Source organism: Limnovirga soli, from assembly GCF_013106755.1.
Lineage (GTDB): Bacteria > Bacteroidota > Bacteroidia > Chitinophagales > Chitinophagaceae > Limnovirga > Limnovirga soli.
This window is the reverse complement of sequence record NZ_WHPF01000001.1, coordinates 295,693-314,606: the sequence shown is the minus strand read 5'-3', so window position 1 is coordinate 314,606 and position 18,914 is coordinate 295,693. Positions and strand designations below refer to the sequence as shown.

Annotated in this window: 13 protein-coding genes; 10 read left to right on the top strand and 3 right to left on the bottom strand. The window is 38.7% G+C overall.

What is annotated here, in order from left to right; translation table 11 throughout:
* Window positions 1-211: 211 nt before the first annotated feature.
* Entirely contained in the window at window positions 212-3,667 is a 3,456-nt protein-coding gene (locus tag GD597_RS01160) for a hypothetical protein (protein WP_235954143.1), read from the bottom strand.
* A 438-nt stretch (window positions 3,668-4,105) separates the two neighbouring features.
* Here GD597_RS01160 and uvrB point away from each other — a divergent pair, with 438 nt between their 5' ends.
* On the top strand, window positions 4,106-6,139 hold the full coding sequence (uvrB, locus tag GD597_RS01155) for an excinuclease ABC subunit UvrB (RefSeq protein WP_171605955.1): 2,034 nt from the start codon (window positions 4,106-4,108) through the stop codon (window positions 6,137-6,139).
* 43 nt (window positions 6,140-6,182) lie between these two features.
* Here the strand turns inward: uvrB and GD597_RS01150 are convergent, their stop codons facing one another.
* Window positions 6,183-7,604 (bottom strand): BatD family protein, encoded by a 1,422-nt coding sequence (locus GD597_RS01150; protein WP_171605954.1) that lies wholly within the window; start codon window positions 7,602-7,604, stop codon window positions 6,183-6,185.
* Between the two features lie 311 nt (window positions 7,605-7,915).
* On the opposite strand from GD597_RS01150, the gene GD597_RS01145 reads away from it, so the two are divergent.
* Together GD597_RS01145 and GD597_RS01140 are read left to right on the top strand one after the other, a co-directional pair.
* Window positions 7,916-9,280 carry a TrpB-like pyridoxal phosphate-dependent enzyme gene (locus GD597_RS01145; RefSeq protein WP_171605953.1) on the top strand — a complete coding sequence of 455 codons (1,365 nt, stop codon included), beginning with the start codon at window positions 7,916-7,918 and terminating at the stop codon, window positions 9,278-9,280.
* 319 nt (window positions 9,281-9,599) lie between these two features.
* A complete protein-coding gene (locus GD597_RS01140; RefSeq protein WP_171605952.1) occupies window positions 9,600-10,586 on the top strand; it encodes a glycosyltransferase family 9 protein in 987 nt (328 codons plus the stop codon).
* Here the strand turns inward: GD597_RS01140 and GD597_RS01135 are convergent.
* A complete protein-coding gene (locus tag GD597_RS01135; RefSeq protein WP_171605951.1) occupies window positions 10,570-11,268 on the bottom strand; it encodes a DNA-3-methyladenine glycosylase in 699 nt (232 codons plus the stop codon). The two genes, GD597_RS01140 and GD597_RS01135, sit on opposite strands and share 17 nt — an antisense overlap.
* Window positions 11,269-11,294: 26 nt before the next feature.
* On the opposite strand from GD597_RS01135, the gene GD597_RS01130 reads away from it, so the two are divergent.
* The 7 genes from GD597_RS01130 to GD597_RS01100 all read left to right on the top strand — a co-directional run bounded on the left by GD597_RS01130 (window position 11,295) and on the right by GD597_RS01100 (window position 18,823).
* Complete coding sequence (locus GD597_RS01130) at window positions 11,295-12,092, top strand: EI24 domain-containing protein (RefSeq protein ID WP_171605950.1); 798 nt, start codon at window positions 11,295-11,297, stop codon at window positions 12,090-12,092.
* A gap of 553 nt (window positions 12,093-12,645) precedes the next feature.
* Window positions 12,646-13,179, top strand: a complete 534-nt coding sequence (locus GD597_RS01125) for an SCO family protein (RefSeq protein WP_216368488.1) — start codon at window positions 12,646-12,648, stop codon at window positions 13,177-13,179.
* A 16-nt stretch (window positions 13,180-13,195) separates the two neighbouring features.
* Window positions 13,196-13,573, top strand: a complete 378-nt coding sequence (locus GD597_RS01120; RefSeq protein WP_171605948.1) for a hypothetical protein — start codon at window positions 13,196-13,198, stop codon at window positions 13,571-13,573.
* Window positions 13,574-14,597: 1,024 nt separating this feature from the next.
* Entirely contained in the window at window positions 14,598-14,753 is a 156-nt protein-coding gene (locus tag GD597_RS01115; RefSeq protein ID WP_171605947.1) for a hypothetical protein, read from the top strand.
* A 25-nt stretch (window positions 14,754-14,778) separates the two neighbouring features.
* Window positions 14,779-17,193 carry a TonB-dependent receptor gene (locus GD597_RS22050; RefSeq protein WP_171605946.1) on the top strand — a complete coding sequence of 805 codons (2,415 nt, stop codon included), beginning with the start codon at window positions 14,779-14,781 and terminating at the stop codon, window positions 17,191-17,193.
* A 103-nt stretch (window positions 17,194-17,296) separates the two neighbouring features.
* Window positions 17,297-17,635, top strand: coding sequence for a hypothetical protein (locus GD597_RS01105; RefSeq protein WP_171605945.1), 339 nt, complete (start codon window positions 17,297-17,299; stop codon window positions 17,633-17,635).
* Window positions 17,636-17,674: 39 nt separating this feature from the next.
* The gene (locus GD597_RS01100; RefSeq protein ID WP_171605944.1) at window positions 17,675-18,823 is read left to right on the top strand and encodes a DJ-1/PfpI family protein; all 1,149 of its coding nucleotides are present in this window, start codon (window positions 17,675-17,677) and stop codon (window positions 18,821-18,823) included.
* The last annotated feature ends 91 nt before the right edge of the window (window positions 18,824-18,914 follow it).

Here is an 18,914-nt window from a genome sequence, read left to right as displayed (position 1 = left end):
GTAGTCATCGCTATATCCATTGGCATCGCCGCTTGCCGCAGTTTACCCCGATAATTTCGGGGATCGGTTCGGGGTGCTGTTTTCATGGCATCTGTGGCGAAACAGCCAATTCTATTAGCGCAGCTTTTGTTGCCATATTGTTACAGTACAAGAGTGCGACGCAAGTAAAGCCTGATTTGCTTTATACAGTCTGGCTAATAAAAAACCGGCTTTATAATAATGCCCTGATGCTGGCCCGGCCAATATTAATAGTTCGGCCTTCGCCAGGTTTGCGACCTTCGTACTCCATGGTAAATTCCAGATTATTGATGAGGCGTTTGGTGAGTGAAATATTCCATAAATAATTTTTACCCGGCAGCAAAGCATCCAGCATAATATAGCTTACCGTGGTATTGGTTTGCCCGGTAAAATTGATATTGCTTAGCGTAAATTTGCCCGTAATACTGGTATTGGAAAATGTGTTATACCGCGTTTCCAGATTAAGTGCATGTATACTTGCTTTTTCGCCTCCATATGCCACACTGTTTGTTTTTTGCATATACTGGTAACCCGCCAGCAACCTGAATAAAGTGCCTGAAGTATAGGTAATACGCGGTTCTGTGGTTTGGGTATTTATTTCGTAATTGCGGTTTTTAAAAGAAGGTGTAAATAGATTAACATTGCCGGTTTTTTGTATTAGCTCAAACGTATATGCCTTTGAGAAGTTGATACGCAGCTTGCCCACCCATTCTTTAAACTGTGTTGACTCAGTACCATAAGTTAGCAACGATTTATTATAGTTGGTAAGATTAGTAATGTCCATTCCCCATCTGGTGCTAAATCGGTTAAAGGAAAGCGTATTGTTAACTATATAATTCAAATTAAGCAATGCACTATCTGCAATATTGCCCTGAAATGGATTAAATAATGGCTTGCCCGCAGCTATTTGTTTGGTATAAGTTTGCAATGAAGATTGCAGCATAAAACGGGTAATAAAGTTTTTCCATTTTACATGTTGCATGGTAGCTGCCAAAGCCTTTGGCAATAATGATATGGAATAATTGAACTGGGTATAATTGGCTTTTATATACGTAGTGGTGGGTGTAAACACACGTATATATTTAGCCTGATCTGCAAACAGCGCCAATACAAATTCGTTTAACTGTGGTATGTCATCGGCATTATAATCAATCCAGGCATATTGCCCCTGCCCGGCAGGCACTTCAATGTAGGAGAAATTGCGTTTAGGTTCCTGGCCGGCCCCTAGCTCGTACAATAAACTGCCTTTTAAAAAACCATTCCATTCATTCACCAGATACTCAGCACGGCCCAAAATGCTATTATCGGCTTTTTGAGTGGTGATATTGCTGTTTATAATATTTAACTGCCGGTAAGTGACATTAAACCTTAACTGGTGTTGTTGGTTTTTTAAAAACTCAGCCTGCAGGTTAAAGTTTTGGCTTCTGTCGCTTTGCAGCAAACCTTTTCCGTAGGGCAGCTTATCGCTGCGGGTAAAATAATTAAAAGACCATCTGTTGGCTTTGCTGGCATCAGAGCGTAAATAGGCAGTAATATTTTCAAATGCAAAACTTAAAGCAGAAATGCTATCTGTTTTTTTGTTATTGATTTCATTATGCTCCAAAGCATAGGTTGCGCCAATTGTATAATGGTAAAAATGGTTTAATACCTTACTAATGTTAATGGTTGGCCTTACATAAAATCCTTTATCCTGCGGGGTATTTATGTTGGTTAAATTAAACATACTGCTTAGTTGTATACTGCCAAGCTGTTGATTTTGTATAATGGTATTTCGGGTGCCTTTAAAACCATCGCTGCGTATATAGCTGTTATACTTGTATTGTACGCTATTGCCTTTACTATCCATTAATGCAATGCCCAAAGATGGTAATTGCTCATCTGCTGCATTTGTTAGTAAGGGCAAGCCCCAGTCGCGGCTAAATTCTACCGGTCTTAATCTTTCAACGGGCTTAAAGCGTTGGTTTACATATTCATAACCTGCGTTGGTATTTAGTAATAGGCGTTTTCCGGAATGGGTGGTAAGGCTATCCGTACGTTCTATATTTAGTTTGCCGGCAATGCCACGGTTATTGTTTTTGTCTTTACCCGAGAAAGTATTTATATCATAGTTGCTACCTGCAAATGCCGCTTTTACCAGCATTTTTTTATTGAGTATATAATTGGCATCAATACTAAATACCTGTTGTTTTTTTGGGGTAACCAAAAAGGCAGCCGGCTCATAATTGCCCTGGGCCACGCCGTTTACAGGCGCCACCCATTGAAATACCTGCCCATTGGCAGCATTAAAATAAGGAATATAATTACCCTTATTAGCACCCACGTCGGCAAATGACAAATTATAGCGGGCATTGTCCTTGTCGGTAGAGTACACATAAATGGAATCGTGCAGGCCATTATATAAAGTATCTATTTTTTTATACAATATCCTGCCTGTAGAAAACGAGTCTATAGAAGCGTATGGGTAATACGCTTGTTGTATACTATCACCAATATTTGACAGGAATTTTTTTTGTGCATTATCCAGCGTTTGATTTAATGGAGAATTCTTTGCATCTGAATTATTATATGCACTAATATTTAACTGCAACCGTTTCCCAATATTTATTTCATTGGCTATATACAACATTGAGTTTAAAAAATTTCGGTCGGCATATTCAAATTCTACCTGTATCCTTTTGTCTTTGGTTATTAGTTGTTTTGGAGTGAAAGTAATTTCGGCGGTATTATAATTAATCACATAATCCTGGTCTTCGCCTCTTTGTAATTGTATGCCATCAACAAATACTTTTTCGGTGCCGGCCAGTATAATAAAATAGAGTTCGTTATTATTGCCCTGCAGCCGGTATGGCCCCTGATTACCTTCGGCACCAGTAAATATATTACGGGCAAATTTGCCTTTGGCAACAGCTGCACTCATCAATGTTTTGCCGTTGCTATTTTTGCCAAGCTGGTATTGCTGCTCATAGCTTACGCCTTGTAATCTTTTATAAAAATTAAGAAAATAAGCATCTTTTCTGCGCAGGTCAATATCGCCCAAATTAATAGCCCATGTTTTTTTGCTAAACTGCAGTAAAACCCGGTCAAACTCGTTTAATTGCTGGGTGGTGCCATCAGGTTGTATGGGAATATTATTATCTGTTATGGCAGCAGCAATGGCAATACTATCGCCCAAAAAGCCATTGAGCTGTAAATTAAATTGAGAGTTAAATACCGCATCCTGGCTATTTCCAAAACTAAGGCTGCGGCCAAAGCTGCCATTATAGTTTAGCTTGCCAAAATTAAACAGGCTAGTGCCAGTATTGGGTTTAGGTGTATAAGCAGGGGTGGCTATAAAATTATTGCGAATACTATCGTAATTATACCGTTTGGTTATAGCGTTTAGTTTAAAAGGAAATACGCGGTAAACAATTACAATACTATCGGTTGGTAAAGCTTTCAGCCAGGTAATGCGGGCATTTACAAGATCGATTGTATAGGCACTGCTGTCTGCTGCTAGTTGAATAGTGCCGGGCACCATGCTCAACGTGTCTACTGATACCATTCCCCTGGCAATAATCTTTTTTTTACGCAAGCCAGCTACCTGTGCGTTTGTTTCTACGCAGCTTAAAGCCAGTGCCAGCAAAAAAATGATATGTAGTATGCGCTGCAAAAATTGGTTTTATCAATAACAGGATTTATACAAAATTATTGTTACCCAAATCAAAGGTAGCGCCTTTGGCCGGCAGCCGTAACATACTTGTTACCCGTGTAATGGTAATAAGTGTTTTTTTGAACCGGACAAATGAATAATAATGTGGCACCGCTTGCGTCGCACTCTTGTACTGTAGCAATTATGGCGTCAATGCCGGGTAATTAAAATTTCAGGTAAAACTGCTTGGTATTCCCCAATTACTGAAAGGCGGTACCCTGTATTTTGTCTTTCTTCCGTAGCCGCCATGAAAACAGAACCCCGAACCGAGCGTGGCAAGTACAGCTGCCCAATGCGTTGCTGCCGGTAAACAAAAATGTATTGTATTTACAGCTATAAAAGCCGCCAGTCATACATCTTTATCATTTGCTTTATGGTTCTACTTATTAACTTCGTGGTATGCCATTTACACTACATAAATTGTACGAGCCCAGTGGCGACCAGCCCGATGCTATTCGCCAGCTAACCGAGGGTATTAATGATGGGGAAAAGTTTCAAACCCTGCTGGGTGTTACAGGCAGTGGTAAAACTTTTACCATGGCCAATGTTATTGCCAATACGCAACGCCCTACTTTGGTACTAACCCATAATAAAACCCTGGTAGCGCAATTATATGGCGAGTTTAAACAGTTTTTTCCGGATAATGCTGTAGGGTATTTTGTAAGCTATTACGATTATTACCAGCCCGAAGCCTATATGCCCGTTAGTGATACTTATATTGAAAAAGACCTTAGCATAAATGAAGAGCTGGATAAGCTGCGTTTGCAGGCCACCAGCGAATTACTAAGCGGCCGCCGCGATATTATTGTGGTAGCCAGTGTAAGCTGTATTTATGGTATGGGTAACCCTACAGAGTTTGAGAATGGTATTGTGCGTATTCATAAAGGCCAGGTAATTGCCCGCCAGGCATTTTTACATTCCCTGGTAAATGCTTTGTATAACCGCACCCAAATAGAATTCAAACGTGGCACTTTCAGGGTTAAGGGCGATACTATTGATATTAACCTGCCTTATGTAGATTTTGGTTACCGCATTACGTTTTTTGGCGATGAAATTGAAAGCATTGAAAGCATTGATGTGCAAACCAATAAACGCATTGGCGCCATGGAAAATGCCGCCATTTTTCCTGCCAATTTATATGTGGCACCAAAGGATATGCTGCAAAATGTAATACACGAAATTCAGGACGAAATGATGGCGCAGGTGGAGTATTATAAAGCCGTCGGTAAATTTATTGAAGCACAACGTATTAAAGAACGCGTAGAATATGACCTTGAAATGATTCGTGAACTGGGATATTGTAATGGCATTGAAAACTATTCCCGTTTTTTTGACAGGCGTAAGCCGGGCACAAGGCCATTCTGCCTGCTGGATTATTTCCCCAAAGATTTTATTTGCATGATTGATGAAAGCCATCAAACCATTCCACAGGTGGCAGGTATGTATGGCGGTGACAGAAGTCGTAAAATGGTATTGGTTGATTATGGGTTTCGGTTACCCAGTGCCATGGATAACCGGCCGTTAAATTTTCATGAATTTGAAAATATGATTGGCCAAACCGTATTTGTTAGCGCCACCCCCGGCGATTATGAACTGGAGCATACTGGTGGCGTAGTGGTAGAGCAGGTGGTGCGTCCTACCGGTTTGCTGGATCCTCCCATTGAAATAAGGCCCAGCGTAAATCAGATTGATGACCTGCTGGATGAGATTGATAAAAGGGTTAAAATGGGCCACCGAACACTGGTAACCACACTTACCAAACGCATGGCCGAGGAAATGGATAAATACCTGCATCGTATTAATATCAAATCCAAATATATTCATAGCGATGTAGATACGCTGGAACGTATAGAAATACTGCGCCAGCTGCGTTTGGGCGAAATTGATGTGCTGGTAGGCGTAAACTTATTACGGGAGGGTTTAGACCTTCCCGAAGTATCGCTGGTGGCCATATTGGATGCCGATAAAGAGGGCTTTTTGCGTAACGAACGCTCTTTAACCCAAACCGCAGGCCGTGCGGCCAGAAACGTAGATGGGTTGGTTATTTTTTATGCTGATAAAATGACCGAAAGCATGCAGCGCACCATTGATGAAACCAGCCGCAGAAGGGAGAAGCAAGTTGCCTATAACATCAAACATGGTATTACGCCTAAAACGGTTATTAAGTCAATAGAGCAGATCATGAAACAAACTTCCGTGTTGGATATAAAAGGGTACGACCCCAACAAACCCTATGCATTGCCAATAGATGGAAATGTGAATGCCGCTGCCGAAGAACAGGAGACATATAAGACTATACCGCAGTTGGAAAAGGCCGTTAATCAAACCAAAAAGCAAATGGAAAAAGCGGCACGTGACCTTGATTTTATAGAAGCCGCCCGTTTACGCGATGAGATGTTTAGAATGCAAAAAGAATTAGCCGCCATGAAATAAGGGATGTTCCAGACTCCAGGTTTTTATGGCATCACCTGTTGTGTCACTCACTTGTACTGGCTGTTTTTATAGCAACAAATTGGGCCGCCAGTTTGCTTAGCGCATCATATAAATCAACTTCAACGGCTTCGTCATTTACCGGAGCATATAGCTGCTCGTTACAGGTATTGTATAAGGTGGTACAACTAGTGGCAAAATCTCTGGTGCTGCTATGATTGTTAAGTTGTTGTACCAGTAAACTCATCTCTGTTGAAGTATCTCCGGTAACATATTGCATTGCCAGTAGTATAAAGCTTTTGGCTTTTGTAAAAAATGCTGTGCTGTTATTAGCTGTTTTAATATGTCGTAATGCGGCCATTAATTGCTGCTCGGTTATGGCTGCCGGTATTTTTATGGTTTGCATTGGTTGTGGAGCCGGTGTATCAGGTATTTTCTTTTGTTGTTTTTGTTTGCGCCGGCTGCTAAGGCTAAATGCAGTTAGTACGGTAATGCCGATGCCTGCAACTATCCACAGGTATTTGCTATTGCTTACTTCCTCTGTAATGATGCCCTGCATTTGCTCTTCGTGAGAAATGGCTTTTGTAACATGGATGGTAATGGCATTGGAAACTGTTGTTTTGTATTGCTGTGTAAGTGGGTCAAAAAAACAAAGTGGTATGGCTGGTATGGTTATATTACCGGTGGCCGTACCAATAAAGGGAATATCAAAACTGGCAATACCCTGTACCGGAAAATTATCCTGGTTTACCTGCTGAGAATCGGTGGCATCAAAATGCTCGGTATGGGCGGGCCATTTTACCTCAGGTAAATGTGCCAGGCCAATATTGCCTGTGCCGGTAATATCTACATGTAATAAAATATTTTCTCCAACAGGTATAGTGTTCGTATCTACACTGGCAGCAATGGTATAATTGCCAATTAAACCTGAAAATCCAGCTGGCTTATTATTGGCCGGTAATGGAATTACCTGGACCGAAAATGGCTGATTGCTAATATTGCTAGTATAGCTGTTAACCGTATTATTAACGGTTAACTGTACAATGTTTTCTACTGTTACATTGCCCAGCGTCAATTTGCCTTCCTGTAATGGGGTTATCTGCACTTTACGCACCGTAAAAACATGAAACCTTTTGCCATTTATTATTTCTTCAAATTCTTCTTTTTCATTGGTTAATTCTATTACACTGCAACCATTAAATGAAGGTTGTTTACTTACCCTGCCCTGGCTGCTTAATGCCGTGTATAATTGATAGGTAACCAATACCGGCTCGCCTACAAAAACAGTAGGTTTACTAAGGCTGGTTTTAATGAATATGTTTTTTTTAATAATGGCTTCTGGCGTTAGCTTGCCGGGGGTATTATTTTTTTCTCCATTTATTAGCGATGGCAATTGGGCAGGTGGCTGTTGTGCCTTTATGGTTATGGCAAGACACAAAAAAAAGAATATAAAATAAAGTTTCCCCATTATGTTGTTAGTGTTACAAAAATAGCCGTGTTGCCCCTGCTTTATCATTAATGCCGGTTAAGGAAGGGTTAAAGAATACAACAGGGCTTTATGGAATTTGTTTTTTGGTGGTACAAAGCAATAGCAATATCACCTATCTAAGCCGATACATGTTGTTGCCGTACAAGTGAGTGACACAACGGATGCTGCAAAGCATTACCTGTGCCGGTAACAAAATGAATAAATGCTAAAATTTTTTACCCCAATAGGCTATTTATTACTACCTTTTAAATCCAGTTTTTTATGAATTAATCTATTTCAAACAAACGAACATGCCACAAAAGAAAATTTTTTTGAACGAATCTGAAATGCCTTCGCACTGGTACAATATTGTAGCAGACATGCCCAACAAACCCTTGCCGCCATTGCATCCCGGCACCAAACAACCGGTTGGTCCGGATGATTTATCGCCCATTTTTCCAATGGATTTGATATTGCAGGAAGTAAGTACCGAACGCTTTATTGAAATTCCTGATCAGGTACAGGATATTTATAAAATTTGGCGCCCAACACCCATGATGCGTGCTTATGGCCTGGAAAAATTATTGGATACTCCTGCTAAAATTTATTATAAATATGAAGGTACCAGCCCCAGTGGTTCGCATAAGCCCAATACGGCCGTGCCACAGGCGTATTATAATATGAAGGCTGGCGTAAAAAGATTAACTACCGAAACCGGTGCCGGCCAATGGGGTACTGCCCTAAGCTTTGCCTGCCAGCAGTTTGGTTTGGGTTGTGAAGTGTATATGGTGCGTATTAGTTACGATCAAAAGCCTTACCGCAAGTTTATGATGAATACTTTTGGCGCAGAGGTTTTTGCATCGCCCAGCAACCGCACACAGGCGGGCAGGGATATTTTGGCGCTCGACCCTACCTCAACCGGCAGTTTGGGTATTGCCATCTCCGAAGCCATTGAAAGGGCTGTGGGCGATGAACATACCAAGTATTCTCTCGGGTCGGTATTAAACCATGTACTTATGCACCAAACCATTATTGGTCAGGAATGCCTTAAACAACTGGAATATGCAGGCGACTACCCCGATATTGTAATTGCACCACTGGGCGGCGGAAGTAATTTTGCAGGCATCTCATTTCCGTTTTTACGTCAAAATATAGTGAATGGTAAAAAAACAAGGTTTATAGCCGTTGAACCTGCATCTTGCCCCAAACTAACCAAGGGCGTATTTAAATACGATTTTGGCGATACTGCTGGTTATACCCCTTTATTGCCCATGTATACACTAGGTCATAATTTCAGGCCCGCAAGTATACATGCCGGTGGTTTACGCTACCATGGCGCCAGCGTATTGTGCAGCCAGTTACTACGCGATGGGCTTATTGAAGCCAATGCCCTGCAACAATTGGAATGCTTTGATGCCGGTGTAAAATTTGCCCGTGCCGAGGGTATCATCCCAGCACCTGAAGCTACCCATGGCATTGCGCAGGTCATCCGCGAAGCAGAACAAGCCAAAAAAGAAGGGGTTGCCAAAACCATTTTATTCAATTTATGCGGACATGGTTTTGTAGATATGCAAGCCTATGCTGATTATTTTGAAGGTAAACTAAACGACCACTTTTTTACCAATGAAGAATTAACTGCCAACCTTGCCGAAATTGAAGCACTACAACCGGCATAGGGCCATATAGTTTCGCTAAAAACGCAACGGCCATTTTGCTGTTGCGTTTTTTTATGCAGGTAAGAATACGTGCAGCTACTACACCTAAAATAGGAAGTAGATTTTTGGGCCCGGCAATATAGTATTTTGGCGGCTTTACTTGCGTCGCACACTTGTACTGCGGATGATATGGCAGCTTTTAACAGCCATACAATCAATGGCCAAATTAGGTTTTAAGTGGGTGGAATGCTAACAAGTCAAGCCAGGTAAAACATCCCTTTTTGCCTTCCCGTGAAAACTTTTTATACATTTTTTGCAATCAATTACGGTAATTCGTGGTATGAAATTCTTGGTAATTCGCTTTTCTTCTATTGGGGATATTGTTCTTACAACGCCGGTAATACGTTGCCTTAAACAGCAGGTACCCGATGCAGAAGTACATTTTCTAACAAAAAAGTCCTATAGGGGTATTCTGGAACACAACCCCTATATAGATAAGCTACACCTGTTGGCAGACGATTGGACTGTGATGCTAGGCGACTTGCAGGCAGAACAATTTGATGTAGTAATAGACCTGCACCACAACCTGCGCACCTGGCGAATAAAACGTGCATTAAAGCAAGCCCGGGATTTTTCCTTTAATAAATTGAATTACGAAAAATGGCTTTTAACGGCACTTAAAATAAATAAACTACCCAATACCCATATTGTAGACCGTAACCTGGCTACTGTAGAAAGCTTTGGCGTAACAAATGATGGTCGTGGACTGGATTATTTTATTCCTGAAAAAGATGTAGTGGCCGTTTCTGATTTGCCTATGAGCCATATGGCCGGTTATATTGGGGTGGTAATTGGCGCAGCCCTGCGCACCAAACAATTACCGGAAGAAAAACTAAAAGCGCTTTGTGCAGGTATCAATCACCCCATTATTTTACTTGGTGGCCCCGAAGACAAAACTATGGGTGATAGTATTACAGCAGTTGACCCAATAAAAATCTATAATGCCTGTGGTAAGTTTAACCTAAACCAAAGTGCCGATTTAGTACGCCGGGCCAAAATCATCATTTCGCATGATACCGGATTAATGCATGTGGCCGCCGCATTTAAAAAACGCATTATTTCTATTTGGGGTAATACGGTGCCTGGCTTTGGTATGCAGCCTTATTATGGTAATGCAACGGTAAAAAGTGTGATTGCCGAAGTAAATAATTTATCCTGCAGGCCCTGTAGTAAAATAGGGTATAAGAAATGTCCGCGTGGCCATTTTAAATGTATGCAATTACAGGATATAGCCGGCATACAACAACAAGCTATGGATTTGTTATAATGTTTTTCCGAACCTTTGTTTTCGGTGCCTGTCCACTTACATAAGGATTGTCTTTAATAAAAAAGCGGTAGGGCAACAAAGCATCTTCCCCTGCATAATCTACGCCTATTCTTGGGCTGGTTAAAATCCTATCGGTTGCGTATGTATATCCATCATTAATGATATACACGGTTGGGCTGGTAAGGCTGGTTTTATCTAATGCGGTGGTAATACCCAGTGCTTTAGATAGGTTGCCGGGGCCACGGGTAAGGCTATTATCCAAAGCAGGTTTTTTGGTTCTCTGCAGCATGATATCTATCCCATAAACAGGCTCTGCGCCGCGAATCAACACCGCATGTGGTATGCCGGTGGTGTTGGTAACCACATTAAATAAATGATGAATGCCATAGCATAGGTAAACATAAGCCAACCCGCCATTGCCATACATGGTTGCTGTACGGTTGGTTCTTCGGTCGCCAAATGCATGGGAAGCTTTATCCGTAATGCCATTATAGGCTTCTGTTTCTACAATGCGGGCTGCAGTGAATACCTCATCCAGCCGGGTTACCAGTATTTTACCCAACAGCGCTTTGGCAATGGCCAACACATTTTCATTGGTGTAAAATTCTGCATCAAGTCGATTATTACTATCCAATAATAGGGATCTTTCAATTTTATTATGGTATAAAAGTTTCAATTCCATTACATTTAACCGCAAAATACGCAGCATTGCTTAAAGAGATCATTATAGCATTTCAAAGTTATTATAGGGCCCACCAGTTTATAAAACAACATAAACTGTGGAAATGGATAATTATTCCCGGTATTATTTACATGATACTGTTTGTGGTATCTATGTATTATTTTAATCAGACCGCCAATGCATTTATTGAGTGGCTTAGTTTAAAAACCGGTTTAAAAACCTGGCTCGATCATATGAAAAGCGGGTTATTGGGTTTCTTTTTTACCCTGGCCGCCTTAACACTTTGGTTAATACAAATGCTTTTGTATTTTTCGTTGTTTAAGTATGGGTGGCTTATTTTGGGTTCTCCTGTTTTTGCATACTTAAGCGAAAAAACAGATGCCATTTTACAAAATAAAGATTACCCTTTTACCCTGCAACAGTTATTAAAAGATATGGTGCGGGGCATTCAAATTGCCTTGCGTAATGCCCTTTGGCAAACCGTATATTTGGTTGGTATTCTTATTTTAAGCCTTATACCCATACTCGGATTGGCCACTCCATTGCTGGCTATTTTGGTAGAGTGCTATTATTATGGGTTTAGCATGCTGGATTATAGTTGCGAACGCCGTAAAATGAATGCAGCTGAAAGCATTTTTTATATTGGTAACCATAAGGGCTTGGCTGTGGGCAATGGCATTGTATTTTATGTGTTTCAGTTAATACCTTTTTTTGGTTGGATGCTGGCACCTGCCTACGCCGTAATTGCTGCTACCATGAGTATGCACGAAATAAATAAACCTGCCCCGGCCGGTAGGCCTGATATTACTCCAATATTGCATTAAGCTATTTATGTAACCGGCTGTAACAGATTGGGCAGCTGTGCTTGCCACGCTCGGTTCGGGGTTCAGTTTTCATGGCAGCGAATGCAGAGCTGCGTTATTATTTATTTCATTTTGCAAAAGACATTTACATTTTTTGATTTTCGGAGGTTTTAATTTCAATTCTACTAAATTCAGCATGCGAATAATTTTATTTATAAAAATCCTGATTTAATTAAAGCATTTTTAATTTCATTAAATGTTGTTATAGGTACAAGTTTTTTTGTTTGGGTTATTTTAAAACATAAATACTTATTCATAAATAGTCGAAATGCATACTTTATTTTTGGAACATTACAAAGCATAAATAGGCATTTATGCCTAATGCCTAAAATGAATAATAGCATTAAGGTTCAGCTGTAAAAAATATACTACTTTAATCTGCATAACCTTTTCATATTAAGCAAGACAAGTATCTTTGAATAATAACTATTTAAGAGGAATGAAACTTTATATAATATTAATTTGCTTAATGTTTTTTAGTTCCTGCAATCAAAAGCAGGGAAAATTGCCTTTTTTGGGAAATCCAATTATTACAGAAACAGATACCATTTATCCCACAATTGCCGACTTTATTCTTACAAATCAAGATGGGAAAACAATTACTAATGAGACTTTCAGAGATAAAATTTATGTAGCCGATTTTATTTTTTTATCCTGCCCAACGATTTGCCCTAAAATGACAAAAGAAATGTACAATGTCTATTTGTCATATGCAACCGATGCCAGAGTCGGTTTTATTTCTCACACAATTGACCCAGAACACGATACCATACGAAGGCTAAAATCTTATGCAGAAAATCTGGGAGTTTCATCAGCAAAATGGCAATTCGTAACTGGTAATCAGGATAGTATATTAAGCCTTTCCGAGCATTCTTATTTCTCTGCAGCTTATCCCGATAGTACCTCACCTGGAGGGTTTACCCATAGTGGTGGATTACTTTTGGTTGATATGCATCGGCATATACGTGGGGTATATAATAGTACAAATCCCAGTGAAACCAAACGACTTATAAATGATATAAAAACACTTCTAAAAGAACAATTTTAAACTTACTTTTGCAGCATTGAGAAAAATAGTTTCCATATTACTAATTGTTGCTTTTTTTGTACAATGTACAAGTCAACTATGGATTTTAGCTGCATTTAAAATCAATCAGGACTATATTGCAAACAATCTTTGTATCAATAGATTCGAATCTATTCCTGTTTGTAAGGGTTCCTGTATCCTTGAAAATCAATTGAATAAGGACCAAAAGCAACAACAGCAAATACCTGATTTGAAAGCAAAAGAAATTAGCCTTTTTTGTCAGGATTATTCATCAAAATTATCTTTTGAGGCAATACTTTATAATACAAATATTGCATTCCCTTCTTTTAAAACAGCTTTTATAACCTCCGCTTATCTGGAATCTGTTTTCCATCCGCCATCTTATTTTGTTTAGCTCAATTGAATTTTTAATAAAACATTCAATACTATTTAATGGGTATAAAAACAGCCAATATAACTGTTTACCCAATTAGTGTTTCCATTCAAATAACAAATCGTTTTGTTTTGGTTCTTTGGAAAGGATTTTTGATCACTATCCTTTCTTGATACATTCTCGCAAGCATACATTTTTCATGTAGCTTTTTTTTTTAAGCGATTGGTATTGTAGTGTTAAATAATAGCTCGATAAAGCTTGATGAACCAAAAGTTATTAGTATAAACCTAATTGCGTATTCAGCTTAGATATTAATAGGTCGGCTAAGGGCTTGGCCATTTGCTTACGAGAAGTTTTTTTTCAAAGCGATAGAACAACAATGAATTACATCATTTTGCATTTCTTAAAATAGGAGCAGACATTTTGTTCGCCTTTCAGCAATGCAAATAGAATGCTGGAGCACCATTTTGCAAATGATGCTGGAAGAAAATAAAGCAGAACAAAAGGGGGTAGAAAAAGTATTTCGTTGGTATCTCAATATACTTCTGTTTGATTTAATTAGAAAGTTTCTCTGACACCCCTTATTGGAGAGTGGGAATTCAAAGGATGTGAAAATAATTTTGTTTGACAAGCTGTTGGAGGAGAATTATAATAAGCAAAAACACCTTTCTTTTATGCAAAAAAGTTACATATAACCACTAACTTTTTAAATAAACTCTGCAATGATTACAGATATGTTACAGAATGAGAACTTATCAGAAAGAAAATAGCAATAGAATCCAAACGGCTACTTCATCATATCTCTTCTTCTAAGGCTGAAGTATCATATAAACTGGGTTTTGAAGGCACTTCTTTTATAAATACTTTCTTCAAAAAAATGAATGGAACAAGACCAGAATATTTAAGAAAAAATTATCATTAAATGAAAAATCAAACAATATATCCAAAGCCAATTAGGATAGAAATCATAAATGGAAAAATAAACATCATTAAATACCATTTGGTAATCATTAAACCAGTTTGCTATAATTAAAAACTTAATATAATGGAAACAACCGAAGTAATAAAAAAGCATGAAAAAGGATTTAAAAAAATTCGCCGGATGCTACAGCTTTTGGTGGTGCTTACTTTATCCTTAATAATCCTTTTACAATACGGAAATATCACCCTATTCTTTAAATGGATATGGACTAATATTTAAACAATTATAAACAGAAATCAAAACAATGAAAAAATTCACGATTACTTTACTACTGCTAAGTTCATTGGTAATATTGCACGCACAATCTATTACTGGAAAAATCAAAGATGTCAATGGCAATGGCATTGACGCTGCAACTATTAGCATTCTAAACTCTAACAAAACTACCATAGCTGATGCACAGGGTGCATTTAGTTTTAAAAATATTGCACCAGGGGTATACCAGTTAAGTGTTAGTTCAATTGGGTATGCGGCGCAATTAAAGGAAGTTAAAGTTACATCTAATCAAACTACCGAGATAGCCATTATATTGAATGAACAAAACCAACAATTAGGCGAAGTGGTTGTTACAGCCAACAAAAGAGAGGAAGATATTATTAGGGTGGCAACATCAATTACCTCGCTTTCGGCTAAAAAAATTGAAGATACCAGAACATGGGGGCTAAAAGATTTAACTGCATTGGTGCCTAATTACTCCTATCAGGAACTAGGGGTAGCAAGTCAGCAATTACAATCAATCAGAGGTATTCAGGCATTTAGTGAGAATCCAGCTGTTTCAACCTATATAGATGATGTAAACAACCTCGATATTTTAGCAAATGGTTTTGCCTTTGCAGATATTGAACGCATTGAAGTTTTGAGGGGACCACAGGGCACCTTATTTGGACGAAATGCTATGGGAGGTGTGGTTAATATAATCACCAAAAAACCTACAAATAAAGCATCCGGATTTGTAGAAGCGGGAGCAGGAAATCAAGGTTTGCAACGATATAGTGCAGGATTTAAAACACCTATCATAAAAGATAAATTATTTTTAGGCTTAACAGGATTGTTTCAAACAAGGGATGGATATTTAAAAAATGACACAACGGGTACCGGTGCATCAGATGGAACTGTTAATGGAAAACTGGTAGGTGGTGAAAAAAATCTTTACGGCAATTTATTTTTAAAATGGTTGCCCTCAAATCAATTTTCACTCACCCTAAATGTAAAGGTACAAAGCGATTGGAGCAATAACACCGGCTTTATGATTTCTCAACCAAGCGATGCTATTGCATTTGCTAAGCCTGATAATGTGTATCTAAGAAGAATTGGTGAACACAAAAGGAATATTATTAACAATTCTCTGGTAGCAAAATTTTACGGCAACAGTTTTACATTCACTTCTATTACTGCATATCAAAATATTCGTCTCGGGTATAGTGATGTTGATTTCCCTGGATTTTACAGCACTTTTTATGATAAAAATGTTGGAGAATTGTTACCCCCTCAAGAAGTATTTAGTCAGGAATTGAGAATAAGTTCAAATGCTGCAAAAAAATTGCAATACACGGCTGGTTTTTATGGATTTTTGCAAAAAGGTTTTGAGCCTACCACAAACTTAGTTTATGAATTGTCTGATGGGGAATCTGCTTTCTATGGCTTGCCATCTGGTTCATATATTATTTACAGAAACAGAAGCGAAAATTATGGTTTGGCCGGATTTGGAGAGCTTGGTTATTCTTTAACAGAAAAATTAAAAGCTACTGTTGGCTTGCGATACGATTATGAAAAAAGGCAATCAACTTTTAACGGCTTTGGTGATGCAGCATTAATTGGTGGTCAAATAACAGATTTCGTAAAAGATACAACTGCAAAAGGAAATTATTCCGCTTTATCTCCAAAACTCAGCCTGAGTTATTCAGTTAATGATAGATCCAATGTTTTTATAACATACAACCGTGGCTTTCGTTCCGGCGGTATCAATGCCCAGCGATTCTCCTCCGCTTCTGGTGTACAGCAAACTTTTGATCCGGAATATTCTGATAATTTTGAATTTGGGTACAAAACTCATTTTGCAGATAATAAGGTTAGTATAAGTGCATCAGCTTTCCTTATTGAATGGAAAGATATGCAGCTGTATAATCTTGTGGCACCATTTACTTATGCAAGAGAAAATGTGGGTAAGGCACAGTCTATGGGTCTAGAATTGGAAATTTCAACAATACCAGTAAAGGGCTTGCAATTGGATGGTAGTTTCGGTTTTGATAAAACTAAATATAAAGACTTTGCATTAACAAGGGTCAATTATGGAACAGGCGTTGAAACAAAAACCCAAGTAGGCGGAAACAGTTTGTCAAATACACCTAGTCATACCATTTATTTAGCCGCTCAGTATGAGTTGCCTATAAACAACAAGTTAAAAGCAATTGCTCGTGGGGAAATAAGAAATATTGGCAATTATTACGCCGATATGCAAAACAGCCTTAAGCAACCTTCCTATACTTTGGTAAATACCAGGATTGGATTAACCTGCAACAATTACGGTTTGTTCTTTTGGGGCCAAAACCTAACCAATGAGCGATACCTGTTATATGGACCCTCCGATACCAGTTTTGGAAGAACTGTTTTAATGGCATCCCCGGGAACTTATGGGTTTACTTTAAGTGCAAAGTTTTAGTAATCATAAAGCCAAAGACAATCCTGTCTTTGGCTTTTAATAATTATACAGCATTGGGCAGTAAAACACTAATTGGAATTTTTTAATAATCAACGTAACAATTATGAAAAAGCTTTCGCTGATAATACTTATAGTCTTTGCGGTATTTACGGCCAATGCACAGGTAAAACGCTACATCGAGGCACGCGGCAGTGTTGATTTGCTGGGCAATATCACCATTTCAATTATAGATCCGCAGCCCTCCAAAAAAGGCAGAGATAGTATCATTAGCCGTAAAAAAATCCTGGAGATACTTAACCAAAGCAACGATGCTGTAGATGTGATAAATGAACTCTCTGCATTAGGTTGGGAACTGGTAACTGCAGTAAGAATAAATAAAGACTCCCAGGGAACGCCCAATAGCGAATTTATCGTCTATTACTTTGGTAAAAAATTTCAATAATAAAATAACAAATTTCATTATCATTCAATTAATACATTTATGAAGAATCAAAAAATAACTATCAGCATTTCCATATTTATTTTGTTTGTAACTTTTAGTTTTGGCCAATCTGCAAATAAAGACTCTCTTGAAAAACGGCATAATGAAATGATGGCTATCATTATGAAACAGCCCAAAGTGCCCATTAAAACAATCGGTATTTTAGTATATGACGGATACAACACCCTTGATGCAATGGGGCCCTATCACACCCTGGCCGAAATCATGGGTGCTAAAACATTTTTTGTTGCCAAACAAAAAGGGATGGTAAAAAACCAACGGGGTTTGCAAACCAAAATTGATACTTCTTTTAGTGAAGTAAAAAACCTGGATATATTAGTAATCCCGGGTGGTGCGATGGAAACCTTTATGCAAACAAAAGATACTGCTACCTTAAACTGGATAAAAGCTATTGATAAAACAACTGCCTACACCACCAGTGTTTGTACCGGCTCCTGGATATTAGGTGCAACTGGCTTATTAAAAGGTAAAAATGCAACAAGTAATTGGTACAGGGCTGATGAAATGATGACATTTTATGGGGCCAACTTTAAAGATGAACGTTGGGTAAAAGATGGAAAATACTGGACTTCGGCAGGAGTTACAGCAGGTATTGATATGTCTTTGGCAATTATTGATGACTTAATGGGTAAACAATATACCGAAGGGGTAATGCTGGATCTGGAATATAATCCTAAACCTCCTTATGATGCGGGTACGCCAAAAAAAGCCGAACCAATAGTGGCTGATATGATGAAAGAAATGTATGACATGTTATTGCTTCCTCTTATTGATGCGGAGAAAAAAAATGCAGCCACCCAAAAACCATCTGTCTTTTCTCAATGGCCTGCTCTGGATGAATTTCACAAAGTAATGTCAGCAACTTTTCACCCTTCAGAGGAAGGAAATTTGTCTCCACTTAAAAAAAATGCCGAAGATCTTTCAGCTAAAGCAAAACTATTAAACCAGTCTGCTATACCCTTAAATTTTCAAAAAAATGGCATGAAGGAGCTGCTTACTAAATTGGAGATGGAGTCTGCTGTACTGGCTAAAATGGTTACCGGAAAAAACACCGATGAAGTTTTGAAGAATGCAATATCCGCCTTGCACAATCGGTTTCATGAAATTATAGGCAAGTGCAGCGAGTAATAACTATTCTATACGTTACCCCGCTAAAAAATGTACAATGCTTTTTATGAACCAGGCTATAATGCAACTATTCAACTTTACTTGCGTCGCA

Bases quoted from the DNA above. Each gene is read 5' to 3' on its own strand.
- GD597_RS22050 (WP_171605946.1), top strand. From the start codon at position 14,779: ATGAAAAAATTCACGATTACTTTACTACTGCTAAGTTCATTGGTAATA.
- GD597_RS01140 (WP_171605952.1), top strand. From the start codon at position 9,600: ATGAAATTCTTGGTAATTCGCTTTTCTTCTATTGGGGATATTGTTCTT.
- GD597_RS01150 (WP_171605954.1), bottom strand. From the start codon at position 7,604: ATGGGGAAACTTTATTTTATATTCTTTTTTTTGTGTCTTGCCATAACC.
- uvrB (WP_171605955.1), top strand. From the start codon at position 4,106: ATGCCATTTACACTACATAAATTGTACGAGCCCAGTGGCGACCAGCCC.
- GD597_RS01100 (WP_171605944.1), top strand. From the start codon at position 17,675: ATGAAGAATCAAAAAATAACTATCAGCATTTCCATATTTATTTTGTTT.
- GD597_RS01115 (WP_171605947.1), top strand. From the start codon at position 14,598: ATGGAAACAACCGAAGTAATAAAAAAGCATGAAAAAGGATTTAAAAAA.
- GD597_RS01135 (WP_171605951.1), bottom strand. From the start codon at position 11,268: ATGGAATTGAAACTTTTATACCATAATAAAATTGAAAGATCCCTATTA.
- GD597_RS01145 (WP_171605953.1), top strand. From the start codon at position 7,916: ATGCCACAAAAGAAAATTTTTTTGAACGAATCTGAAATGCCTTCGCAC.
- GD597_RS01105 (WP_171605945.1), top strand. From the start codon at position 17,297: ATGAAAAAGCTTTCGCTGATAATACTTATAGTCTTTGCGGTATTTACG.